Raw genomic sequence first — 22209 nt, forward strand, 5'->3', positions numbered from 1 at the left:
TTACAAAGTTCCGTCTTCGATCAATAAGGTTTCCACATCGGTCATCATCAGACGCGGATCAATCAGACCAAGCCCATAGATGTTGCGGATTTTACCGTCCCGGTCGACGAGAAACATACGTAGCAGATGGTTCAGTTTGTCCGGATCGTCTGAGCGATCAACCACTTGCCCAAAGCCGTCCAGAATTGGTTTCAGTGCCGCCTGATCTTCGGTTGTCAGGATGTGCCAACCAATTTTCTTATCCGCCGTAGCATCATTGGTGATCGGATAGGCAAAGGAGTCGATGGCTTCAACCGTGTCACGGTCAGGATCAAAACTGATGGTGACAAGTTGCACGTTGTCAGCGAGATCCGGGGCCGATTGACTGCTGTCATAGATGTCAAACAGGGTGGAAACCGCCAAGGGGCAGCCATTCACATCGCCACACATCAAGTAGACAAAGCTGACCAATGACACTTTGCCGTCCAGCAAATCCGACAAGTCCCGTTTGGTCCCCGTCGGCGTCAGTACAGCGCCATCTGGAGCTGGTTTAATGTTTGAGAGCCTGTAGCTGCCCGGGATGGGAGGCGTGAACTCAAATTCTTCCCCCATCGGAAACAAGGCGGCAATGGAGCCATCCGGCGTGGTTGGGGTTGAGTTCTGCCCAGCGAAGCCTCCAGAGGCCAGAAGAATAGCACCTAAAGTCGTGACAATGCGTTGTTTCATATTGCTTTCCTGTCCGGTTGGCGATCGCACATTGGGCAGGCTCTGGGCCTGCCCAACACTCTGCTTTTAAGCGCTGTAAAGCTCTGAACTGCCGAACCGCATCAAATGTGCGCGGCCCAACTGCAACTCATAGAAATCGAGTTCAAAATCTGGCACCAGTTCGGACCCGTTCCAGGTAAAGGCCTTGAGATACTGCTGATCGTCGGCACCCTTTTTGTCCCAGTTGGCCAGCAGTGAGCTGGTGAAGTAGATCCGATTGCCATCCCAGCTTTGCGACACCATGTTCACTTGGCTGGCAATTTTCTTTTCATAGATCTGCTTTGGGTGGTGCGGGTCGGACACGTCAAACAGGCGGGTCATGCCATCAAGGAAGGTGTTGATCCACAATGTCTGATCATCCGCAGCCAGCGAAATATCAACCGGCAGAGGGATCTTGGTAGGATCACCAATGTCGGCTACAGCCTTGGCCTGCCATTCGCCTGCGTCGTCTTCGTGGATCAGCCACAATTGTGAGGTCAGCGCCGTGGTCGAGAACGCGTAGTTTGCATTGGGGCCCCATGGGAACCGGATTTCCAATGGGGCACCGGGTACGTTGAACACTTTCTTGGGTTGGCGTGTGTGCAGGTCCCACTGAACAATGGTGCTGCCAAACCGCTTCATGGCTTCGCTGTCACCCAGCATCTGACCAAAGTCCATCATGTAATTCGACCACCCGGTAAAGGACGATGTCAGCATGACATTCTTGCGGATCAGCGCCCGCACATCATAGCCAAAACCATCCGCAACCGCGCCGTCCACGGCCTCGGCGCCGCGCATATTTTCAGCGGTCGGCATCCAGTGGGTCTCAACGAAGTCGCCCTCGTCTGTATATTCGACCAACGCCGTGCGACCACCGTGGTCATCGTCATTAGACAGAGCCGTAATCATCATCCGCCCCGGCAAGGCAAAGAATGTATGCGGGCCAACCGGGCCATCGGCATCTTTGACAAAAGTATCAATTGTCTTGTGCAGAACTGGGTTTGCAGGATCGGAATGGACGTCAAAAATAAAGATGCGGTTGGTATCGAGACCACCAGCCCAAAGATATCGGCGGTCGGCGGAGAAACCAGCGTGGTGCGCCTCGTTGCGGCCGCCAATCGAAAGGCTGTTGATCACCTGACCGCGGGTTTCGGATCCCGGACGCAGGTCAACCGTGACCATCTTATCCTGACCGTCGCCCATACCTTCGACGCCCAGCGTCCAGATATAAACATACTCTTCATGCCCGGTAATCTTAGGCATATAGGGGGATTGGCAGGTTTCATCCGCCAGTGCACGCAGTGGTCCACCCATAACAAGCGCGGCGGTGGCGAGCGCTCCAAATTGTCTTCTCTTCATATTTTCCTCCCTGGAAATTTTTTGTTTTTAGTGCGTCTGCAACGGTTCCTCCTGGGCCGTTGTCATCGCGCTGGCGTTTGTTGTTTCAGCTTCTATGACGGAACAATGCTGGATCGCTGCCGAGGCCCGGATAGCTATTGGAAACCTTGGGGTCGCTTGGGGGTTCGACATGGATCAGTTCAAAGCGCCCACCGCGGTAGCGCGCCAGAAAGGCGGCGACGTTTTGATAAATCGTCGCTTTGGGCATCCGGGTTGCATCCAACAGCGCAGCAATTCCTATTGGCGACGGCGCGCCAGCTATTGCTTCCAAAAGATGTATAGGCCGCTCTTGCATTGTCTTCTCAAAAATTGGACCTCTTTACCGTATTATGAGACAATCCAATTTTGCAACAAAATTCTAACTACGCCATTTCTGAACTCGCGAAAGTAAATTAGATGGCTCGAAAACGGAGCCATCAGTTTGATTTTACTTGGAATTATTTTCCTACTGAAGGGTGCCGAACAGCGAGAGAGCCTCGCAAACCTGCAATTGGAAATTCAGAAGAACGTCAGGTCACGCACTGCGAACATTCCGAAATATCTAAATTTGAGAAACTTAGAATCCAAACCAGACCAGCCCCGCATATGCGGCGACGCCGGCACACATGGTCCAGATAACATGGTTGGTTACATAGGCGATAAAGAACGCAACACCGGCGGCCAGCCAAGTTCCGACGGGCTGACCAGCAAGTGAAGATGCCACCAAAGATACGACAATAAGTCCCGGCAAATCGTCGAGCATCCAGGAATGGCGCGATGACTTGATGCTCTCCCCTGCAAGGAGACCAAGTACCCGGATCGAAAAGGCAGCAACAGCAAGAACAGCGATCAGCATCCAGAATGGGAAGGTCATGCGGGTAGCTTTCTTTGGGTTTTCATAAGGTAAGATGCTGCGAGGCCGCAGACTGATCCCGCAACAATTGCGTAGGCTTTTGGCATTCCCAGCAGAACAATTGCGACCGTAACGACAAAGCTGACAAGCCAGGGACCTGAATTCGAAGGCCCACGCCAGAGCCCCCTTGCCATGGCAATGAAGGCTGCTGTGAATGCGAAGCCAAGGCCAAATTTCTCAAGGTTTGGAAGCGCCGCCCCCACCACGGCTCCAAACGTGGTTGAGGCTGTCCAGACGGAAATCATGACCAGCCCGGAACCAATCAGAAACGCGGCTCCAACTTCTGGGTTCTTTGCTCTTTCTGACATGGTCAGCGCCCAGTTTTCGTCGCCAGTGATATGGATCACGATAAGCTTTGCCCGCAAAGACAGGCCGCTCAACACATCAGAAAGGGAAGCAACGATACCGATATAGCGGAGATTCAATGCGGCTCCGGCCAAGGCTGCGCCGATCACCGCAGAGCTGCCGGCAAATTGTTCAACTGCAACTATCTGGGACGACCCCGCGTGAACAAAACTGCTCATAAGGGCGACGCCCCACCAAGGGAAGCCGACCTGAGCTGCCAAGAGACCAAATGCAAAGCCGTAAACGGCTGCACCAGCGGCGAGCGGAAGAATTGCGATAATACCATGTTTCATAGAGGACAAGGTATCGAGAACCATTGATCAATTACATTGTTGATATCGCCATATCCTGACCGCATCATGTCAGAATCATCAAGTAGTTGAGGGGATCACATCATGGACGCCAACGACCACAAACTTCTCGCCATTTTGCAACGAAACTCCAAAACAACCATCCAAGACATGGCTGAACAAATTGGCGCCTCGACAGCTTCCGTTCAAAGACGCTTGAAAGCGCTGCGTGAATCAGGGGTGATCCAAAAAGAGATTGCGGTCCTGGATCAACAAAAGCTTGGATTTGGAATAACAGCGGTTGTGGCGGTAGAGCTGGAACGCGATCGCCTGGACCAGATTGATGCGTTTAAGCGGAAGGCCCGGCATGACCGGCACGTCACGAACTTCTATTGTATAGCGGGAGATGCGGATTTCATGATGGTTGTTGTCGCCAAGGATATTGCGGACTACGAGGCATTCACGCACCGCTTCTTCTTTGCTGACAAAAATGTCCGAAAGTTCCGAACGTCGATTGTCATCTCAACCGAGAAAGCAACACTTGAGCTTCCTATTTGATAATTATCAGTGGCGTAGGCCGGTTCAACTTGCCCAGCGGTCATGAATGGCGGCTGGTTACATTTGACAGCAGGGGGTTGGCCACAACGCCTTGTGCACCACCCCAGCATGGGATGGTGCAAGTCCTTGCGATGTCAATGAGTGCTACCGCGTTTGGCGTTAATCACGGTCTGTTCAAGCGGGTTGTACCCTTCTGGAACGGGCACAAGGTTCACCCGTTCGGAATAGGAGGCATAGAAGGCTATAAGCTCCTCTACGAGGTCCGGCATTTGATCCGCGATATTGGTAAGCTCGGACGGATCTGCCTCGATGTCATAGAGTTCCCAGTCACCTGTGCCCTTTGGCTCAAGGTTCTGCATCAACTTGTAACGCCCTTGAAACACTGCGCTTGACCCAGCAAGTTCATATCCGACCGGATTATCATCGCCGCGAACAGTATCTGTTTCGCTTTTCAAGACAGGCAGCATGCTGATCCCGTCGGGCACATTGATGTCACGGCCATCGTAAACGGGCCCCGGCATATCGACCCCGGCAAGTTCGAGCAGAGTTGGCATGATATCTCGTACATAGGAAAAGCTGTTGATCCGACTGCCCGGCTCAACCACGCCGGGGAAACGCACGATCAAAGGGACACGCAACCCACCCTCGGTCGAAAATGTCTTGAAGTAGCTGCCCGGTATGGCCGATGCTGCGGCCCAACCTGGACCATAGTCAGCGTAGACACCTTTTTGGCCCATGCTCGAATAGTCGCCATCAAAGTCCTCTATGTAGACCTTGTCGTAGTTGGTTTGATACCATTCACGGTAAGCATCTGACAGCGGCAGTTGGTTGGGGTCTGGGCCATTGTCAGACAGGAAGACAACGATCGTGTTATCGGCAATACCGCGGTCTTCGAGATGGGCGAGCAGCTTGGAAATATTGACATCCATATTATCGAGCATGCCCGCATAGGTTTGCATTTGCCGCGCGCGGAAGGCTTGTTCCTCGTCTGTCAGGGCCTCCCAATCCGGCATCTGCCATGGCTCATAAGAGGTTTTAAGCATCTCAAGATCGAGCTCAATGTCAGGCGAAACCAATCCCAGTTCCTTTTGGCGAGCAAGACGAGAGGCCCGCAGCGCTTCGAACCCCTGATCATAAACGCCGTCATATTTGTCGATGAATTCTTTTGGAGCCTGATGTGGATAGTGCATGGCCTGATACCCGACCCATGCAAGGAATGGCTTGCCGTCATCAAGGTTGCTGTCGATGTATTCGATCATTCGGTCCGTATAGAAATTCGACGAGAAATAGTCCTCTTTGGGGAGGCTTGCGAGTTCTCCATCCTCAAAGTAATGCACGCGTTCATAGAATGGCGCATAGGGTTGCTCGACCCAATTGTCAGCGCCGCTTTCAGCCAGAATGAATGATTTCTCGAACCCGCGATCATGTGGGATTGACCCCGGCTTGCTGCCTAGGTGCCATTTGCCCGTCATGTAGGTGTGGTATCCTGCGTCCTGCAGCAGGCGTGGCATTGTAACAACCGTATCGTTCAGATGGCCCTCATAACCTGGCTTGCCAAACTGATTATCGGCTTGAATTTCGGCCATATTCCCAAGGCCGGCAAGGTGATTGTCAACGCCGCTAATCAGCATTGTACGTGTCGGCGAGCAGGACGCGCCAACATGAAAGTTAGTGAACAGCATGCCGTCAGCTGCAAGCTGGTCGATAGCAGGTGTTTCGACTTCGCTGCCAAAAGCACCGACATCAGAGAACCCCATATCATCGGCAATGATCATAAGGATGTTGGGGCGCGTCGTGTCGGCATGAGCCCCAGACCCAACGCATGAAAGCGTCAATGCGCTTAAGGTAGAATAAAATAATCGTCTCTGAAACATTGGGAAATTCCTATTTGATTGGAAAAGTTTCTGCGGATTACGCAGTGTTTGCTTCACCAACAATTATGCATGCATGCTCAACCCATACGATAAAGAATGACACAGAACTCACGACTTGGTAGCTACGTTTCAAAAAATGGAACGAATGGAGACCCTTTGTGATTGACGGGAAAATCATTACCGCTGTGAAGGCACTCGCGCGTTACGAAAGTTTCCGTGAGGCGGCGCAGGCCGTTGGGACTTCGCCAGCCAGTTTTTCGCGTCACATTACTCAGGCTGAAGAATATGCAGGGAATATCTTGTTCGAACGCCGCCGGAATGGTGCGCAATTAACGGCGGCGGGACAGCGGTTTTTAAGTCTGCTTGATGATTTGGACGATGCCAGTAGCATTTTTGAACAGGGCGTGGAGCAGCTAAGGGCAACAGGCACTCCGACACTGAACATTGGCTGCGGTCCATTGACGACGCGCACTCTAGTTAACCCTCTGATAGAACAGCTTTTACAGGAGATGCCGGAGCTGCGCATTCGGATCACGGTTAGTGCCACCAAGGAACCACTAGAGAGTTTGCGGCGCGGAATACTTGATGTGGCAATTTGCGATCTGACCCATACGCCTGACCTCAGTGATTTGGATATTCAGGTCATTGAGAAAAAGCCGGTGTCGTTTTGGGCACGCCCCCAGCATCCCATCCATAAGGATGCCCCCGTTCTCCTGGCAGATATTTTCCGCGCAGACCTGATTGCCCCCAAATTTCATAAACACTGGCAAGCAGCCATCGCTGCTGTCCTTGGTGGCGATCAAAAAGCTTGGGGCGCAGTAGAGAAAATACCGAAGGTCGAATGCGATGACTACGGGCTTCTGGCAGATCTGGCCTGTAGGAGAGATCTGATCTTTGGCGGGATGCGCGATGCTGTTGCACAACATGCCACGCTTGGCCTGTTGAAGGAAATCCCAACCAAACAAGAGCTTAACTGGAACATCTGTGCGGCCCGCCGAAAGAATGTTTCCTTTCCCGCGCTTGATAGGATTTGGAATAGCTTGAGTGAACGCCCAACTTAGCAGGGAGTCAGTTGGGCAGTTTTGTTTGCTCAGTGCAATGCGGGCAATACTGGTTTTCAGACAGTCGCAGCATTGGATGTATTCAACCGCCCAGTTTTGTCCGCATCGCTTGATACACAACCGCCGTGGCTACATTTGCCAAGTTCAGTGACCGGACAAGCGGGCTTAGCATCGGCAAATTAATGACGCGATCTTCCATGCCATCCAGGATCTCTTTTGGCAAACCTTTGGATTCACACCCGAACACCAAATAGGCATCCTCTTGATAGTCCGGGTCATAAACGGTCTGAGCACCATGTTCTTCGAAGAAATAGAGGCTTTCACGAGGCGGGTTTCGATCAGCCAGAAAGGCTTCCCAGCTGTCAAATTCGCAGAGATTAACGTGTTTCCAGTAGTCAGTTCCGGCGCGCCGGACGGCTTTTTCATCAAGCGAAAACCCATAGGGTTTGATCAGGATCAGCTCCAGATTTAGCGCCACACAGGTCCGCCCTATAGCGCCGGTATTATACGGAATTTCAGGTGTCACTAATACCAGCTTCAGGCACGGATCAGACATGAGATGTGTAGGCTTTCTAAGTCACGGGCGCAGGATTGGCCCGTTGCTAGCCCCTGTTAACCTAACGAGACTGGCCTTAACAACGACAACTTATCTGGTCCACGACCCCAAACAACCATCTGTCGCGTTAGCTAAACGCCCCGCTAGCTGGTGAAAGCGGTAGAGTGGGTGTTCGCAGCCATTAGCACCCACGTTACAGTAACCGACCTAGCCGCCCTTTCAGCGTGATCGCACCCAACGGAATGCCCTATGCAGATGAGCTGATGTCACCAGACTGGTCTAAAATTGTGCTGGACAGATAGTCCCTTGCGTCATCAAGCTCCAATGGTCTGGAGAAATAGTACCCTTGCCCAATACGGTGCGCGCTCCCCCGGATCAGCTCGACCTGCTGTTCGGTTTCTATCCCTTCAATTACCAGTTCCACGCCCAGGCTCTCAGCCATTTCTGCGATGTGCTGTAGAAGCTTGTGATTGTCATTATCTGGTTTGATATCGCGGACGAACTCCCGGTCAATTTTGATCTCATCAAATTTCATTCGCAGCAAATAGGCTAACGATGAATAGCCCGTGCCAAAGTCATCCAATGCCGCCCGGACACCAATTTCACGCAATCTATTCAGAACGTCTTGCACCAGCTTCCAATTTTCAATTGCTGCCGTTTCGGTCACTTCAATAGTCAAGCGGTCCGGCCGTAAGCCTGTTTCCCACAACACATCCTGGATATCCTCAAGCAGGGAGCCACTCCGAAAGGTATTGGCAGAGAGGTTTACAGCGACTGGAACAGCGACACCTGTCTCCTGCTCCAGCTGGGTCGAGAACGAAGCCGCCTCATGCATAACTCGCAGGTCGAGTTCGCGGATAGAGCCAGTGTTTTCAGCAACGGCAACAAATTCTTCAGGCGAGATATCTTCGCCGTTCAGGCGCCATCGTGACAGGGTCTCAAACCCCTTGAAGCTCCCGTCGTGCAGCAGCACCTTTGGCTGCATCACGATGCGAAGTTCACCTTCGTGAATTGAAAGAGGTAAACGCGCTGCGATCTTATTTTGACGAATGATTGAAGCATCTATGGCTCGGTCAAACAGTTGGTAGGTGTTCTTTCCACGGCCTTTTGCAACATAAAGTGCGGCATCCGCAGATTTCAAAAAATCTGCCTGTGTATTTGAATGTATGTTCGCCCAAGTCGCAATTCCAATAGAACACTTTGGTGCTACTTGCCATTTTTCGAACTCCATGGGCTTGGCCATCGCGTTCAAAATTCTTTGTGCCAAGGCGTCCGGTTCACCTAACCGGCACTCGGCGTCCCAGACTACCGCAAACTCATCCCCGCCCAGCCGCGCCACGATACCGTTCACATCCTGAAGGCACTCATTCAAACGAGCTGCGACCTCAACCAAGAGAGCATCACCAGCGGCGTGACCCATCGTGTCATTGACGCTTTTAAACTCATCCAGATCGATCAAAGCTGCATTCAGATTATCATTCTGATCGCGCTCCAATGCGTCGCTCAGATAATCGTTGAAAAGTTTACGGTTGGGCAGCCCTGTAAGGGAGTCGTGAGACAAAAGAAACTTTTCCTTTGCTTCAGCTTCGTTCTTCATTTTCTCGATATGCACCCGAGATTCCAGCCGCAAGGCGTTGATGTTGTGGTTCCGCTCTCGCGATCCGAGAAGCCAGAAGATCAGTAGGGAGGACACAAACCACATTCCGGAATATTTGATATCGGCGATCAGGTTCGAAGTTAGGTCTCGTTCAACGATATAGGCGCCCATGACATCGCCAAGTTGGTAAACCTCTTCCTCTAACAAGTTGTTGTGACAACTGACGCAGCTAGCGGTGTTGGCAACCGAAGGAACAACCGTACGTCCAATGAGACGGCCTCCTTCAAATTTGTGTTCATGAATCGGCGGGGCTGATGGGTTATTCACAAAGTGTTCGATCATGTCTTCTTGGTGAAGAGTTTGTGCGGTAAGCCCCAACTCTAACCCTGGGCGGCCAGGCACCGTCACGGACGTATTTTCCTGATCATCTCCACTTAGGCCCGAGTTGCTAAAATGCTCTATTCCCAGCCGCCGAAAAGTGGCCGGAACTGTGGATCCTGTCTTCCTGTTTTGGGAGTAGATCGTGACAAAACTGTTTGTCATTTTGATGAGCTGAAGGCGTTCGCGTTCATTGATCGCTTTGTCGTCTGCCCAGGCAATGGTGAAATATCCAACGGCTGTTAACAACGCCGCGAAGACAGCACACATAAAGGTTGTACGAACATCGCTTGTTTTGGGCTCTGCCAAATAGTCCTGCACTGTTCCACCCTTCATTCGCTGCTTGAAGGGGCAGAGCAAAGTATATGCAGATTAACCCGAGGTGAAATTTTTAATTACGCAGTACGTGAAACCCGGTCTACATGCGCTGCATTTTCATTAAATCACCACAAAGCACATTTTCACACACCGTCATCGTTTCGAAATAGAACAAAATAGCACAATAATTCCAACGCTATAGACCCTAGTGCATAGGCCATTTGCCGTTACTCAACGTTTTGAAGAAAAATCGGCTGGCAGAAACTTTGGTGACGGGTGCCATTGAGAATGACTGGCCCTACTATGCCCCCGGATCGCCCGCATAACGCGTGAGAGAAAAGGGGTATTCACGACTAAGCCGAGAAGAAACAGTTGAAACCGCTACCATTAGCAGGATGCATTCCAATATCTACGCCCAGCGCGCAGCAGTCTGAACGCCCGCATTCCAGTTGCCGACAATCCGGTTATTCACACCGGTCACGTAGGTTTTCTCACTCCGATCTCAGTTCATGTTCAAACCCGTCGCGGTCCGCTTCGATTTTTTCAAGAACGTCTGTCAAAGCAAAGGAACGCGCGTCGTGTGCGCCGCTCCAGATAATGATCTCTAACAGTATTGGGGCAAGATCCCTGCCCTTCTTGGTCAGCGCATAAAGAAAGCTCCGACGGTTTTCAGGATCGCGTGTCTTATTCACCAGACCTTCTGCTTCCAGAGCTTTTAGCCGGTCGATAAGGATATTGGTGGCGATCTCTTCTTCCATCTCCATGAACTCGCTGTAGGTCCGCTTACCGCGCAACATGATTTCGCGAATGACCAACAGCGTCCACCGATCACCAAAGATATCCAAACCAAAAGCAACCGGGCAGCCTGTCTGTCTGATTTTTGTTTTTTTTGTCATATGAGCTTTCTAAAAAAATACCTTGCAAAAAGCAATACGTAAAGCTAAAAGGATTACATCTTGCAAAATGCAAGCTAATTTACACGCAGGACCAGAGAGGCCCCAAGCCGGGCGTTCTCAGGAAAACCAACACCGCCAGACGACCCCACCCAGAGAGATAATCTCTCTGATCCAAGAAACATGTGCATTGGGAGTTCTCCCAATCGATCTAAAAGGACTATCCAAATGAACACCTTTTTCTCCAAAACACGCACCTTCACTGCCATTGCTGCTCTGATCACCGCAGGGGGTCTTGCCACGGCACCGTCAGCCGAAACACAGCGCAGCTCGGTCAAGCTACTGACTGCCAACTTTGAAACACGTCACGTTGTTCAGGTTGAAGCGGGTGATTTTCACTTCGCTCCCGGTCAGGTGGCCCCAGTCCATACACACAGCGCACCTGCGGTTGGCTATGTCGCTAAGGGGTCGATTATCTATCAGGTAGAAGGTGAAAAGCCGCGGGTTTTGAACGAAGGCGATGCCTTCTTTGAACCAGTCGGCCCGCGCATCCTGCGCTTTGACAATGCTTCAGCAACCGAAGAAGCCATCTTTATTGACTTCAATCTGGAACAAGAAGGTGAGCCGTTCATCGTCTTTGAACAGACACCAACAGAAGCCATCGACCGCCGCACCCTGCCAACCTTTGATCTGAGCGATACCGACATCAATCAGGTCGACATCCACGAAGACAACATTCCGGCAGCGGATGCCATTGTTGTTGAGACTGATGTCGCAACAGTGGGCATTGTCGCTGAAGGTGTTGTTGTCATCGAAACCCCAGGTGTAGAGACACGGCGCATTGTGGCCGGGCAGAGTTTCGCGCTGCCGGAGAGCGTCTCTGGGACCAAGATCCGAAACGCATCAGGCGAGGTTTCTGCCAAGGTGATCTCGTTCCGCCTCATCCCATCCAAAAACGCTATCAACTAAGCGTCTGCCCCTGTCCCCCCAGCCTCTGACCAAAGAGGCTGGACCCCTTCCCCTTTTTGGAGAATTGAACATGACACATTACATCTTGGTACACGGCGCTTGGGAAGGCGCATGGAGCTGGAACGAAACACGGCCATTGCTGGAAAACGCTGGCCACAAAGTAACCGCCGTTGCTCTGCCCGGCAGCCCAGAAAATGAGCAGGATCTGTCACAAGTCACGATGCAGAACTATGTGCGGACCGTGGTTGATGCCATCAACCAAGTGGAAGGAAAGGTCAAATTGGTCGGCCACAGTTTGGCCGGAGCAATCATCTCGCAGGCGGCTGAACAAGTACCCGAGAAAATCGAAAAGCTGTATTACGTAGCTGCGTTCTTGTTGAAGAATGGCGACAGTATTATCGAGGCCATGCAGCGCGATCCGGATGGAGAATTTCTACCTGAACTCTCCTTCTCCGAAGACCAAAGCTACGCCACCGCGTCAGCAGCCACCTGGCGGGACAAAGCGTTTCATGATGTGTCGGATCAGGACATCCAAATCGCCCTTAACATGGTTCAGGATTTACCCCAGGCGACCGAACCCTTCATGGCCAAAATCGCAGTCAGCGACGAGAAATTTGGCCGCGTTCCAAAAGTGTATATTCGTACATCCTTGGACAGAATGGTGTCCCCGAAACTGCAACAGGAAATGCTGGAAAATTGGACGGTAGAGCAGGCCCACACGTTGTCGGCCGGGCACTTTCCCACCCTGTCACTTCCAGCGCAGCTTGTTGAACATTTGCTCTGACCTGCTAATCCGCCCCTTGTTACTATTCTTTGGCAAGGGGCACATCGAACAACAGCGCATCTACGCGGCGCGTAGCCTTATCCTTTCTGCCAATTAGAGCTTGATCCGGCAGCATAGCTTTGACAAAGGACCCTTGAAATCCTCTAAGGGCGACTGAATTGGTGGCCTTCACCAATTGACCAACCGTTTGGAACGCCCCCATGACCATCACCCTCCTTGTCACTCATTCCGGCGGCTTCCATGCGGATGAGCTGTTATCTTCTGTCGTGCTCACCCGCCTGTTCCCACAGGCGGAGCTTCTTCGCACTCGGGATCGACAAGCCGTGACACCGGCAACCCATAAAATCATTTTTGATGTTGGGGGGGCTTATGACTGCGAGATGCAGATCTTCGACCACCACCAACGTCCCGGCCCGCTGCGGGAAGATGGCCAGCCGTTCAGCTCTTTTGGTCTGATTTGGGCACATTACGGGCGTGCATATCTGGCAGAAATGGACGTGCCAGTAGAAGACGTTGAGGCTATCCATGCCAAGTTTGATACCAAATTTGTGCTCCCCATTGACCTGCTGGACAATGGCGCGATGGAACCCTCAGTTGCCGGACCGCTGTCAATCCTGACCTTGCCCGCGCTTTTGGGCAGTTTGAAGCCGGTCTTTGACGACACCTCGCCAACGGCTGACGACGATGCATTCCGGGCGGCCTTGCCAATTGCACGGAGTTTTGTCGAAGCTCAGATCCGTAATTTCGCAGCAAAATTCCGGGCGCAGAGCATCGTGGCCGAGGCAATCGCCAAGGCCGGTACATCCCCTATTCTCGAACTTCCCATGGGAATGCCTTACCGTTCTGCGCTTGATCAGGCAGAGGCCGATCACATCCTGTTCGTGATTCACCCGCGCGGAGATGACTGGACGATTGGCGGAATCAAACTATCAAATGATACCTTCGATCAACGCGCCGATCTGCCTGCCTCCTGGGCTGGACTAACAGATGACGCTCTGGAAGAGGTAAGCGGTGTAAAAGGCGCAAAATTTTGCCACAACGCCCGCTTTATTGCCGTTGCCAGCACTCGAGAGGCGATCCTGAAAATGGCTGAAATTGCTGTACAAGTGTCTCAGGATACACAGCCATTGATTAAGGCCCTAGCTGAGTGACGAGGCAGTCGCCTTGCTGCACCCTTCAATACACTCGCGGGCTTTCGGTGCGATAAAAGTATACGACCCGACAGCATAATTGCGACTTGAGCCGGTCGTATTCCGCGCAGATTGAAAAACAAGAATCGATCGAGATGGACATATCTTTCAAAGGGTATGGGCGATGGTTCTGAACAATCACTTTCAAGATATGCTTGATGAAATCTCGAGGTGCTATGAAGCCGAGGCAGATCCACTTGGACCTCATACGGCAAAGACACTTATAGTTACGCCGTCACCTGTGACCTTCGATCCGGTGCCTCCATGTTTTCTGGATCAGGGCATTCGCACCGTTCTGGCTGGCAGTAACCACCCGGCGGCAGGCGCAGTTCTGAAGGCACAGAACCTGCTACCCTGGGGATCAAACCCCGTTGAAGATAATACAGAGAGCAGTATTGCGGCGATGATTTGCGTGGCCAGCTTATTAGGGCCAGAGGGACCGATTCCAGCACCGGATGTAAGGCTGGGGTTGGTTTATATGAGGCCTGAAAGCTATTACCCACTGCATCTTCATGATGCTGACGAGACCTATTCCATTATTGCGGGACAAGCGCTGTGGACAGCCGGCGATGATATCCGGATGCGGGGGGCGGGTGATATGATCCACCACCCCAGCCTGATGCCGCATGCCTTTCAAACCGGGTCAGAAGGATTTCTCGCAATCTGGCGCTGGAGTGGAGATATCAACACGCATTCCTATGCGTTCACCGAAGATCCGGCGACCGAATTGCAGGCCTGAAAGACCGTCGCTCGGCCCTCACTTCATCTAGATTTTGGACTTATCAAGTCTGGGCCGAAAATGTCAGTTTGGTTTACAACTGTAGTGACCGCGAACCGGTTCATAGCTGTCGTTGATGCGGGGAGACAGGCTCCCAAACCGGTATGTCGACTAACAGAATTTTCCGGAGTATAGCACTGATCGCCCCCACCATTGGATCGTCACAGTTGGGATCTCGGGCAGAAGCCCCTGCAACAGCGATCCGGGTAGGTATTTGAAAAAACGCGGTATTGCGTATAGCTTTGGTCAAAGGTTGGTAGTCTGGATAATAAACCTGCTGTGGCAGGATGTCGGGGCTAAGATTTCAGGATGAAGGCAGAGACATGAAAGCTATTCACTATACCAAGCTTGCCGCACTTGCGCTCAGCATCAGTTGCGGAATGCCTGCATTTGCTGGGCTGTACAAAGAATCCACCATCGATAACTCCCATATTAACAGCAGCATCAGTGAATCTCGGCAATACGGTGTATTGGGAATGGCCGCATATTATTTGGATAAGCTGAGCCTGATTTCCCGGGTGAGCCAAGCCGTATCCACGCGCGAAGGCGAATGTGCGACCATCGCATATATCTTCGCAATGGCGGCCGAAGACTTGCAACGCTACGACTTGCTTCGGCAGTATGACAACGCCGGGCAAGAGCTTGCTTATTTGTCTGAGGTAACCGCACAGGCCTGCGAAAATTCATCCTTTAATCTTGCAGAAAGCAATGGGATTTCGCGCTTAGCTCAGGACTTATTAGGGGCTGAAGTGAATGAGGTATCGTTCCGTGAGGCTCTGTATGATCAGCTTTCCAACATTAAAGGTACATTGCCCGCGGATACTTCTGACGAGACGGATCCGCCAACTGCAGAGAGATAACCCATCACTGTAGCGGCTGGCTGAACCTGCTCTGGCATCCATGCACCTAATGGAAACAAGGCAAACGTACACCGCTGAAATCTGTAGAACAGGCGAATGCTTTGGTGATTTTGTTTTCGTCGGGGCGAATGTCTTTTCCGGGTTGGTTGTATTCAACTCTCAGCACATAGCTTTGATTGCCTTGCACAAAAGCTGCCCAGTAAAAGGCGTTCCCATTCATGCCGTAGTGACCGCTGCGCACAAAGGAATTGTCAAAATCGCGGCTAAGAGCGAGATCGATAAACGAACCATCTGCCTCTTCTTTCAGATCGCTATAGAGCTGCGCTGTGCCAACGCGTTCTGTGATTATGACGTCACCATAGACCCAACTTCGGGCATCGGTTGCGTCGAATAACAGATTTGCGCCATTACCGCTGGACCGCTGAGGCATAGAACCAGATCCAGAGGCATAGCGCTGAGATGCTAAATGGTCAGAAATGCTGGCAGGCAGGTCCATCAAACCTGCGTTTGCCGGTATCATGAAATGATTGAGCGTGTTCATAACCGGCCCAATGTTTTTCCCGGGAGAAACAGAAGACCAACCTTGCTCTGTCGCATTTTGGTATTTCAGAAAACTTTCAAGATACGCGGCGTCAGAACCAGATCGATAAAGAAAAACGGTCGACGCAATTTCAGAACGATGGTCTTTTGGCACGCCACATGCACTCAGGACGTAGGGTGACTCATCAACTGGAAACCCGCTTATTACACGATCTGCTTGATCCCGCGACACGTCTTCCATGCAGGCATCAGCAAGATAGTTTTGTCCCTGTCCCAACGGTATTTTGTAAAACTCAGCAATAAGTCTGGCGCAGACGTTGCGAATTGCATCATTGCTGGAAACGCCAAGTAGATGGGGCGGAAACTGGGGCAAGGTTGTGTTTGTGTAATAAAGCCGCTCTGCTCTATCGATCATGAAATACTCGTCTTGCCCCATTTCAATAATCGCATCAAAAACGAGCGGGTTGATACCAAACCGGTTTAGATGGCCCGCGAATTTTGATATACTCATGCGGGTCAGGTCCAACAGGTTAGTCACCTGTTTTTCTTCCAGGATTTGGCTGACTTTTGAACTCGGGAAAAATGGGGAGTGAAATCCCAGTTTGGCGCCAGGTTCAATTGTGCGGTCTCTAAAGTAGCCAATTCCCCCCGTCGACCAAACTCCGGTTCCTCCTAAAAAGGCAAGCGCGCATGCCGACAGGCAGGATTGGTCTGCTTCAATTACGGTCGCTACTGCATCTTCGCGAAACGCCTCTGCTAGCGCGATCCCTTCAAGCAAACTGCCGCCGGGACTATCAAGCGAGACAACGGCCCGCACGCCAGTACCATCTGGACCACATTCCGCAGCTGAGCATCCAAGCACGCGCTCCAGTGCAGTTTTGTATTTTTCCACATCGCCCCTGAGGATGATCCCTTCCAGACGCAGCAGCGGCACTGTTTTAGACTGCGAAAACCGGTAATTTACAATATGGACGTCGGCTGCTGTCGCCACGTTGGCAGCGACACACCACAGCAATGTAGTAGTTAGAATGGTCCGGGTAAGAGCCGCCTGTCGGCACGCGGCACACAAGCGTAGAACCTTGTCATAAAAGGCCTGCGGGGAGATTTTATTCATTCGATTTTCAATTCTCAATACCGACATTCCGCAAGTGGCACGCCTTGCGACCCAAGATGAGGCTGAGACGCAGTTTGATCAAGTCATTTACTGCTCCGCGTTTGATCCGGAAACATATGGCCAAGGCTCGCATTTGCAGAGGACGAGGCAGGCCTGATTTTGCTTGCCAGTTCACAGTACTGGACCAGCAAGCAAAACAGTATCTCCGCTTAGGTAGAGAAGCAGTACATGCTGCTAATCAAACCACAAAACGTCCGATGCACACCCGACTTAATCGGACGCTGCTGTATTCACACAGCTTCTAAACTTTGGTGCAACGCCTTGATGCCATCAGACGTTGTGACAAAGCCCGGGGAAAGGCGCAGGGTTTGGCCGCGCGCATCTGCATAAATATGGTTGGTCTTCAGAGTATTTAACACATGTGCTGCGGGCATTTCCGGCGGCAGTTTTACCATGATGCTTCCACCCCGATTGCTGGCCGAACGTGGAGTGCAAAGGTTCAATTTCAGATCGTCGATCACGTCGATAATTTGACTGGTCAGGTTGCGGTTATGCGCCACTAACTCCTCGCGATTTTGCTCTGCATGCCACTTTAATGCAGGCAGAGAGGCGATATTCGCAACTATTCCCGGTGTGCCGTGATCAAACCGGCGACTATCAGGTGCGTATTCAAACTTATCCAATTCCCACGAAAACGGATCTGGCTGAGAGAACCAGCCACGCAGTCCTGGCTCGCATTCTAGGGTAAGATCGCTGGCGACATGCAAGATTCCCGCACCCGGCGTGCCACAAAGCCATTTCAAACTTGTCGAAACAGTAAAATCGATCTCGGGCGCCATCACATCGAAAGGCAACAATCCCGCAGCTTGAGTTATATCGACGCCAATCAGGCTTCCCATCTTGCGGCCATGCGCCACGAGGGGTTCCAAATCAATCTTGTGAGACGAGGTCGAAGAGACCCAAGTGAGTAAGGCCAGACCCACGTCCGGGCCCCAGCTTGCGAGCATGTCTTCGTCTTCCACCCAGGACGCACCCTGGCGCATCGGTACCGTGTCGAGGCTAAAGCCAAAGCGTTCAGAAATACCCGACAACATGAAGTGGAGCGAGGGGAAGCAATCAGCAGCAACCAATACCCGCTTCCCTTTAAGGTACTTCTCAGGCAAGGCGCCGATCAATGAATAGAGCGAGGCGGTGACGTTCTCTGAGGTCGTGAGAGTGCCCTCCGGTGCATTTATTAAATGCCGCCAGCCGTCGATGAACTCCTGACGCTTCGGGAGTACGTTCGCCCAATGTTCGTCGTTGGTGGCACCCCAAAATTCAGCGAATTCGGCCAGCGCCAGCGCACTGTCTTTAGTCTTGCCTTGGTATTGGCCAATGGAATGATACAGCAAATATCCGGATCCGTCGGGAGCGTTAGGGGCGTTAGTCATGGGAATTCCTGTATTGATGAGACTTAGCGGACAACTCTATTGAGTTATGGCTATGGGATGCGACGAAGATCAGCGGCCGTAGGCTTGTTTGAATCGCTCTTCAAGACGGCTGGTAAAGCGTACCAAGGGCCAAAGCAGAACAACGTAAAAAACGGCAGCTAGAATGAGCGGGGTCGGGTTTGCGAACAAAGCCTGCGCGTCGGTGGCCTGCTTCAACAGATCATTCATCGCAACGACCGAAGCCAGTGACGTGTCTTTAAAAATTGACACCGAATAGGAGGCCAGCGGGGGAATAACGATGCGCAGGGCTTGGGGCAATATGACCTTTTGCATCGTGCGCGGAAAGGAAAGGCCAAGGGCGGTTGCCGCTTCAAATTGCCCCTTGGGAACGGCCTCAATTCCAGCGCGCACGACTTCGGCGGAATAAGCCGCCAGAACCATCGACAAAGCAACAGCTGCCGCAACAAAAGAGGATAGGGTTATGCCAGCGAATGGCAGGGCGTAATAGACCAGGATCAGGACAACAAGAATTGGAATTGCGCGCAAAAGGTCGATGTAGGCCACCGCCAACAGCCGCAACGGCTTAGGTGCATAAAGACGCACGAGGCAGACAAGTACACCCAGAATTCCGCCGAAAAATATTGCCGTGAGCCCCAGCACGATTGTGTTGGTCAACCCACGCAATAAAATCGGGAACGCCCGTTGCATCACGCTGACGTTGAAGAAAATGTCGAGAATTTCCATGTTAGGCGTCTCTTTTCGATAAAAAACTGTCAGGACGGTGGCATCCTGCCAGTGTGGTCTTGCCTGTCGCATCGACGCGATCTATCGGCGCGTTCTGCATCATATTCGTCTTATTTTTAGCGACGCCCAACCGTCTGGTGGCAAAGGGCCGGTTTCGTCGCAGCGCAGCCCAGACTAAGAGCCGAGCTGCAGAAAATGGCACAATAGAGAGGGAAGCGGGCTTCGAAGGTCGTGAAGTGAAGAGCAACATGTTCGGCAGTACAAATTCTCAGCTCCAACACTGCGGGAGAACAGATGCCCCCGCAGTGCATTCTTGGAACCTTGCTTTATTCTGACGATGTGGGTACTGGAAGCGGCTGCAACGTGAGACTGTTTGCAGCGGGTTTGGCCCCAAACCATTTCTCATAGATCGTCGACATTGTGCCGTCGTTTTTCATCTCTGTGAGAATGGCGTTTGCAGGCTCTACCAGCGGCGAGTCCTTTGGCATCATGATTGCGAATTTTTCACCGGTAACGATTTCATGCGCAACTTCAAGACCTTCAGTCTGAGCAAATGCATAGCGCAACCCAACGACATCGTTAACTACAGCGTCAACCCGGCCATTGCGCAGATCAGCCAGCATATTGGCAACGCTGGTATAGCTGTTGTAATTTGCATAACCAAGTTCAGCTTCGCGTTCTTTTAGCCAGATCTCGGGCGCTGAGGTCGCAATCGACCCCACATTTTTACCTGCCAGATCGTCAAGTTTTCCAATGGCAGAGCCACTACGGACACCAACGGCCATCGCACCCTCTACATAGGGCTGCAAAAAGGATTGCGTTTCCAAACGGGCATCGGTGATCGTCAGTGATGAAATCACCATATCGGCGCGGCCGGAGGCGGCAGCCACAAACAAGGCTTGGAAATCGTAGCCCTTAATATCGACATTGCGGTCCAGTCGCGATGCAACTTCGGTTACGACATCAACTTCAAACCCCTTGAAATCGCCAGCCTCATCTTTGAATTGCCACGGCGGATTGGCGGGATAGGCCGCGATGTTCAATGTTTCTTGAGCGGTGGCGAATGTTGTGCCGATCAGCATCAAAGAGATCGATGTGAAAGCAAGTGTCGCGCGTCTTGTGAACTTCATTGGAAGTCTCCCCAGTGTTGACAGTCTCTCGAGCAATGACGCGCTTCAAAAAGGAATTTGCGCCAAACTGTATACTGTTTGTACGCGCCATTTTGTATTTTCTTCAAGAACTTTTCTAAATTATCGAATTATGCGTTGATATTTCAAGAAAATTTACCCTCAACCCTTTCGTCTTGAGCTTAATTAGTATACAGTTTAGCCATGCAAACAGATGTAAACAAAAAGATCCCAGCCCGAAAACTGAGCCATCGCGACAGGATTTATCAGGACTATCTGACGCGCATTCAGCGTGGTGAAGTTGCGCCTGAAGATCGCCTGGTCGACACCACGATTGCCGCCAGTCTTGGCGTGTCGCGCATGCCCGTTCGTGACGCGATGATGCGGTTGGTGCACGAAGGGTATCTGACCACCTCCTCACGCGGATTCAAATTGCCCGTCTGGGACAAAAAGAGTGTTCTGGAAGTGTTTGAATTGCGCCGCCTTCTCGAACCTCGCGCCGCCGGGCTCGCCGTTCAGAATGCAACGCCTGAAATTCTTGATGCGCTGACAGATGCCTTTGCAAATGCCGAAAACACCATGGCAAGCGACGACATCCGACATTTCTATCGCGCCTGCGAGGTTTTTCGCAATCTATGGCTGTCAGCGGTGCCAAATACCCAGCTTCGCCAAATGATTGACCGCTACCTGAGCCAAATTCAAGCGGTCCGCATGGTCACCATGGGGGACGCTGAATCACACGCGCTGATCGTTGCCGGGCAAAGGCAGCTACTGGCGGCTTTCCACGCCAAAGATTCGCTCAAAGCCTTCGATTGCATGACCCGCTACGTCTACGATGGCGAAGCCAAATATCTGGAGAGAGTGTAACATTGCCCAGTCAGAGGCATCTGGCGAGATCAACGCAATAGATGAGTACACGCGCAGACCTATAGTGCCAATCTGGAAAGCAGGGGCAAATGTTCTAAAACCTCACATCTGCCTCGGTTACCGCGACCCAACACCCGACTGTTGGGATTGCCTCCAACTGCTTCGGATTTTGCATTCTGGAACTTTCAGCTACGTAGTTTCACAGGAAACAGAGACCATTGGCTTCTATGCAGTGGAGTTCAAACCGTGAGATTTTTGCTTGCCACCCTACTCATTTCATTTTTGGCAACCGCGCCCGTTGTTGCGATGGACTTCATTCTTGGCGGAACCGACCACAAAACAGACGACGCAAACTGGATTCAGGCCAGAGGCCCAATTGACGAGGAAACCGTAGCCGATTTCCAAACCTTTCTTGCAGAGGGGCCTGACTGGCTTCCCAAGCGGATACGCTTCAATTCGCCCGGCGGCAGCTTGGCGCAGGGCATCCAGCTCGGCGCGGAGCTGCGGCGCCTTGGGTTTGCAACAGAAGTCGGCAACCATGAGCCCCACCCTGCTTGGCCAAACATGTCTTCCTGGGACTTCACACGGCGCACTCCGGGCATCTGCGCTTCAGCCTGTGCTTACGCCTTCATGGGAGGTGTTGAACGCCGGGTCGATCACGGCTCTCGGATCGGGGTTCACCAATTCTACAGCGCCGCCCAAGCGGATGGTGGATCGGACAGCCAACCCATTCTTGTTCAACAGGGAGTAGAGCAGGAACTGGTCTCACAGCTGCTCGATTACACACTAAGGATGGGAGTGGATGGTCGCGTTCTGGTGCATGCCGGCCTAAGTCAACCACACGAGATGGACCTGTCGCAGTTTGATGCCGCTCCTTTGATAGCATTTACTGCAACAAAGGAGACTGACTATGGGACTGAAGC

The 22209-nt window shown here is 52.0% G+C and carries 22 protein-coding genes; 9 read left to right on the forward strand and 13 right to left on the reverse strand.

Annotated elements, in window-relative coordinates:
- From GO984_RS18265 to GO984_RS18285, 5 genes are all read right to left on the reverse strand, one after another.
- On the reverse strand, positions 1 to 705 hold the full coding sequence (locus GO984_RS18265) for an SCO family protein (RefSeq protein ID WP_157024027.1): 705 nt from the start codon (positions 703 to 705) through the stop codon (positions 1 to 3).
- Positions 706 to 771: 66 nt separating this feature from the next.
- Positions 772 to 2082, reverse strand: coding sequence for a methanethiol oxidase (mtoX, locus tag GO984_RS18270; RefSeq protein WP_157024028.1), 1311 nt, complete (start codon positions 2080 to 2082; stop codon positions 772 to 774).
- Positions 2083 to 2167: 85 nt separating this feature from the next.
- Positions 2168 to 2416 carry a helix-turn-helix domain-containing protein gene (locus GO984_RS18275; protein ID WP_157024029.1) on the reverse strand — a complete coding sequence of 83 codons (249 nt, stop codon included), beginning with the start codon at positions 2414 to 2416 and terminating at the stop codon, positions 2168 to 2170.
- Positions 2417 to 2677: 261 nt separating this feature from the next.
- Positions 2678 to 2974, reverse strand: a complete 297-nt coding sequence (locus GO984_RS18280; RefSeq protein WP_157024030.1) for an AzlD domain-containing protein — start codon at positions 2972 to 2974, stop codon at positions 2678 to 2680.
- Positions 2971 to 3651: an AzlC family ABC transporter permease gene (locus tag GO984_RS18285; protein WP_157024031.1), complete on the reverse strand. Its 681-nt coding sequence runs from the start codon at positions 3649 to 3651 to the stop codon at positions 2971 to 2973. The genes GO984_RS18280 and GO984_RS18285 overlap by 4 nt, the downstream gene beginning before the upstream one ends.
- Positions 3652 to 3753: 102 nt before the next feature.
- Between GO984_RS18285 and GO984_RS18290 the strand changes: the two genes are divergently transcribed.
- Positions 3754 to 4206, forward strand: a complete 453-nt coding sequence (locus GO984_RS18290; RefSeq protein ID WP_157024032.1) for an Lrp/AsnC family transcriptional regulator — start codon at positions 3754 to 3756, stop codon at positions 4204 to 4206.
- Between the two features lie 134 nt (positions 4207 to 4340).
- Here the strand turns inward: GO984_RS18290 and GO984_RS18295 are convergent, their stop codons facing one another.
- Positions 4341 to 6080, reverse strand: a complete 1740-nt coding sequence (locus GO984_RS18295) for an arylsulfatase (protein WP_157024033.1) — start codon at positions 6078 to 6080, stop codon at positions 4341 to 4343.
- A gap of 158 nt (positions 6081 to 6238) precedes the next feature.
- Here GO984_RS18295 and GO984_RS18300 point away from each other — a divergent pair, with 158 nt between their 5' ends.
- Positions 6239 to 7141, forward strand: a complete 903-nt coding sequence (locus tag GO984_RS18300) for a LysR substrate-binding domain-containing protein (protein WP_157024034.1) — start codon at positions 6239 to 6241, stop codon at positions 7139 to 7141.
- An 82-nt stretch (positions 7142 to 7223) separates the two neighbouring features.
- On the opposite strand, the gene GO984_RS18305 is transcribed toward GO984_RS18300, so the two are convergent.
- The 3 genes from GO984_RS18305 to GO984_RS18315 all read right to left on the reverse strand — a co-directional run bounded on the left by GO984_RS18305 (position 7224) and on the right by GO984_RS18315 (position 10886).
- On the reverse strand, positions 7224 to 7697 hold the full coding sequence (locus GO984_RS18305; protein WP_157024035.1) for a tRNA (cytidine(34)-2'-O)-methyltransferase: 474 nt from the start codon (positions 7695 to 7697) through the stop codon (positions 7224 to 7226).
- A gap of 247 nt (positions 7698 to 7944) precedes the next feature.
- Positions 7945 to 10008 (reverse strand): EAL domain-containing protein, encoded by a 2064-nt coding sequence (locus GO984_RS18310; RefSeq protein WP_157024036.1) that lies wholly within the window; start codon positions 10006 to 10008, stop codon positions 7945 to 7947.
- Positions 10009 to 10481: 473 nt separating this feature from the next.
- Positions 10482 to 10886: a winged helix-turn-helix transcriptional regulator gene (locus GO984_RS18315; RefSeq protein ID WP_157024037.1), complete on the reverse strand. Its 405-nt coding sequence runs from the start codon at positions 10884 to 10886 to the stop codon at positions 10482 to 10484.
- A 225-nt stretch (positions 10887 to 11111) separates the two neighbouring features.
- Between GO984_RS18315 and GO984_RS18320 the strand changes: the two genes are divergently transcribed.
- From GO984_RS18320 to GO984_RS18340, 5 genes are all read left to right on the forward strand, one after another.
- The gene (locus GO984_RS18320; RefSeq protein WP_167740410.1) at positions 11112 to 11852 is read left to right on the forward strand and encodes a cupin domain-containing protein; all 741 of its coding nucleotides are present in this window, start codon (positions 11112 to 11114) and stop codon (positions 11850 to 11852) included.
- Positions 11853 to 11922: 70 nt separating this feature from the next.
- Complete coding sequence (locus GO984_RS18325; protein WP_157024039.1) at positions 11923 to 12636, forward strand: alpha/beta fold hydrolase; 714 nt, start codon at positions 11923 to 11925, stop codon at positions 12634 to 12636.
- Between the two features lie 200 nt (positions 12637 to 12836).
- On the forward strand, positions 12837 to 13787 hold the full coding sequence (locus GO984_RS18330; RefSeq protein WP_157024040.1) for an MYG1 family protein: 951 nt from the start codon (positions 12837 to 12839) through the stop codon (positions 13785 to 13787).
- A 163-nt stretch (positions 13788 to 13950) separates the two neighbouring features.
- Positions 13951 to 14565: a dimethylsulfonioproprionate lyase family protein gene (locus GO984_RS18335; protein WP_157024041.1), complete on the forward strand. Its 615-nt coding sequence runs from the start codon at positions 13951 to 13953 to the stop codon at positions 14563 to 14565.
- A 362-nt stretch (positions 14566 to 14927) separates the two neighbouring features.
- Positions 14928 to 15464 (forward strand): hypothetical protein, encoded by a 537-nt coding sequence (locus tag GO984_RS18340; RefSeq protein ID WP_157024042.1) that lies wholly within the window; start codon positions 14928 to 14930, stop codon positions 15462 to 15464.
- Between the two features lie 46 nt (positions 15465 to 15510).
- Here the strand turns inward: GO984_RS18340 and GO984_RS18345 are convergent, their stop codons facing one another.
- The 4 genes from GO984_RS18345 to GO984_RS18360 all read right to left on the reverse strand — a co-directional run bounded on the left by GO984_RS18345 (position 15511) and on the right by GO984_RS18360 (position 20422).
- Positions 15511 to 17118, reverse strand: coding sequence for a COG3904 family protein (locus tag GO984_RS18345; RefSeq protein ID WP_157024043.1), 1608 nt, complete (start codon positions 17116 to 17118; stop codon positions 15511 to 15513).
- A gap of 290 nt (positions 17119 to 17408) precedes the next feature.
- Positions 17409 to 18509 (reverse strand): aminotransferase class V-fold PLP-dependent enzyme, encoded by a 1101-nt coding sequence (locus GO984_RS18350; protein ID WP_245231168.1) that lies wholly within the window; start codon positions 18507 to 18509, stop codon positions 17409 to 17411.
- Between the two features lie 108 nt (positions 18510 to 18617).
- A complete protein-coding gene (locus GO984_RS18355; protein ID WP_157024045.1) occupies positions 18618 to 19292 on the reverse strand; it encodes an amino acid ABC transporter permease in 675 nt (224 codons plus the stop codon).
- A gap of 326 nt (positions 19293 to 19618) precedes the next feature.
- Positions 19619 to 20422 carry a substrate-binding periplasmic protein gene (locus GO984_RS18360; protein WP_138163762.1) on the reverse strand — a complete coding sequence of 268 codons (804 nt, stop codon included), beginning with the start codon at positions 20420 to 20422 and terminating at the stop codon, positions 19619 to 19621.
- A gap of 201 nt (positions 20423 to 20623) precedes the next feature.
- Between GO984_RS18360 and GO984_RS18365 the strand changes: the two genes are divergently transcribed.
- Both GO984_RS18365 and GO984_RS18370 read left to right on the forward strand, forming a co-directional pair.
- The gene (locus GO984_RS18365) at positions 20624 to 21286 is read left to right on the forward strand and encodes a GntR family transcriptional regulator (RefSeq protein WP_157024046.1); all 663 of its coding nucleotides are present in this window, start codon (positions 20624 to 20626) and stop codon (positions 21284 to 21286) included.
- A 246-nt stretch (positions 21287 to 21532) separates the two neighbouring features.
- On the forward strand, positions 21533 to 22209 hold a 677-nt coding region (locus tag GO984_RS18370; RefSeq protein WP_483414169.1), incomplete at its 3' end, for a COG3904 family protein.

It is taken from the genome of Parasedimentitalea huanghaiensis (assembly GCF_009753675.1).
Lineage (GTDB): Bacteria > Pseudomonadota > Alphaproteobacteria > Rhodobacterales > Rhodobacteraceae > Parasedimentitalea > Parasedimentitalea huanghaiensis.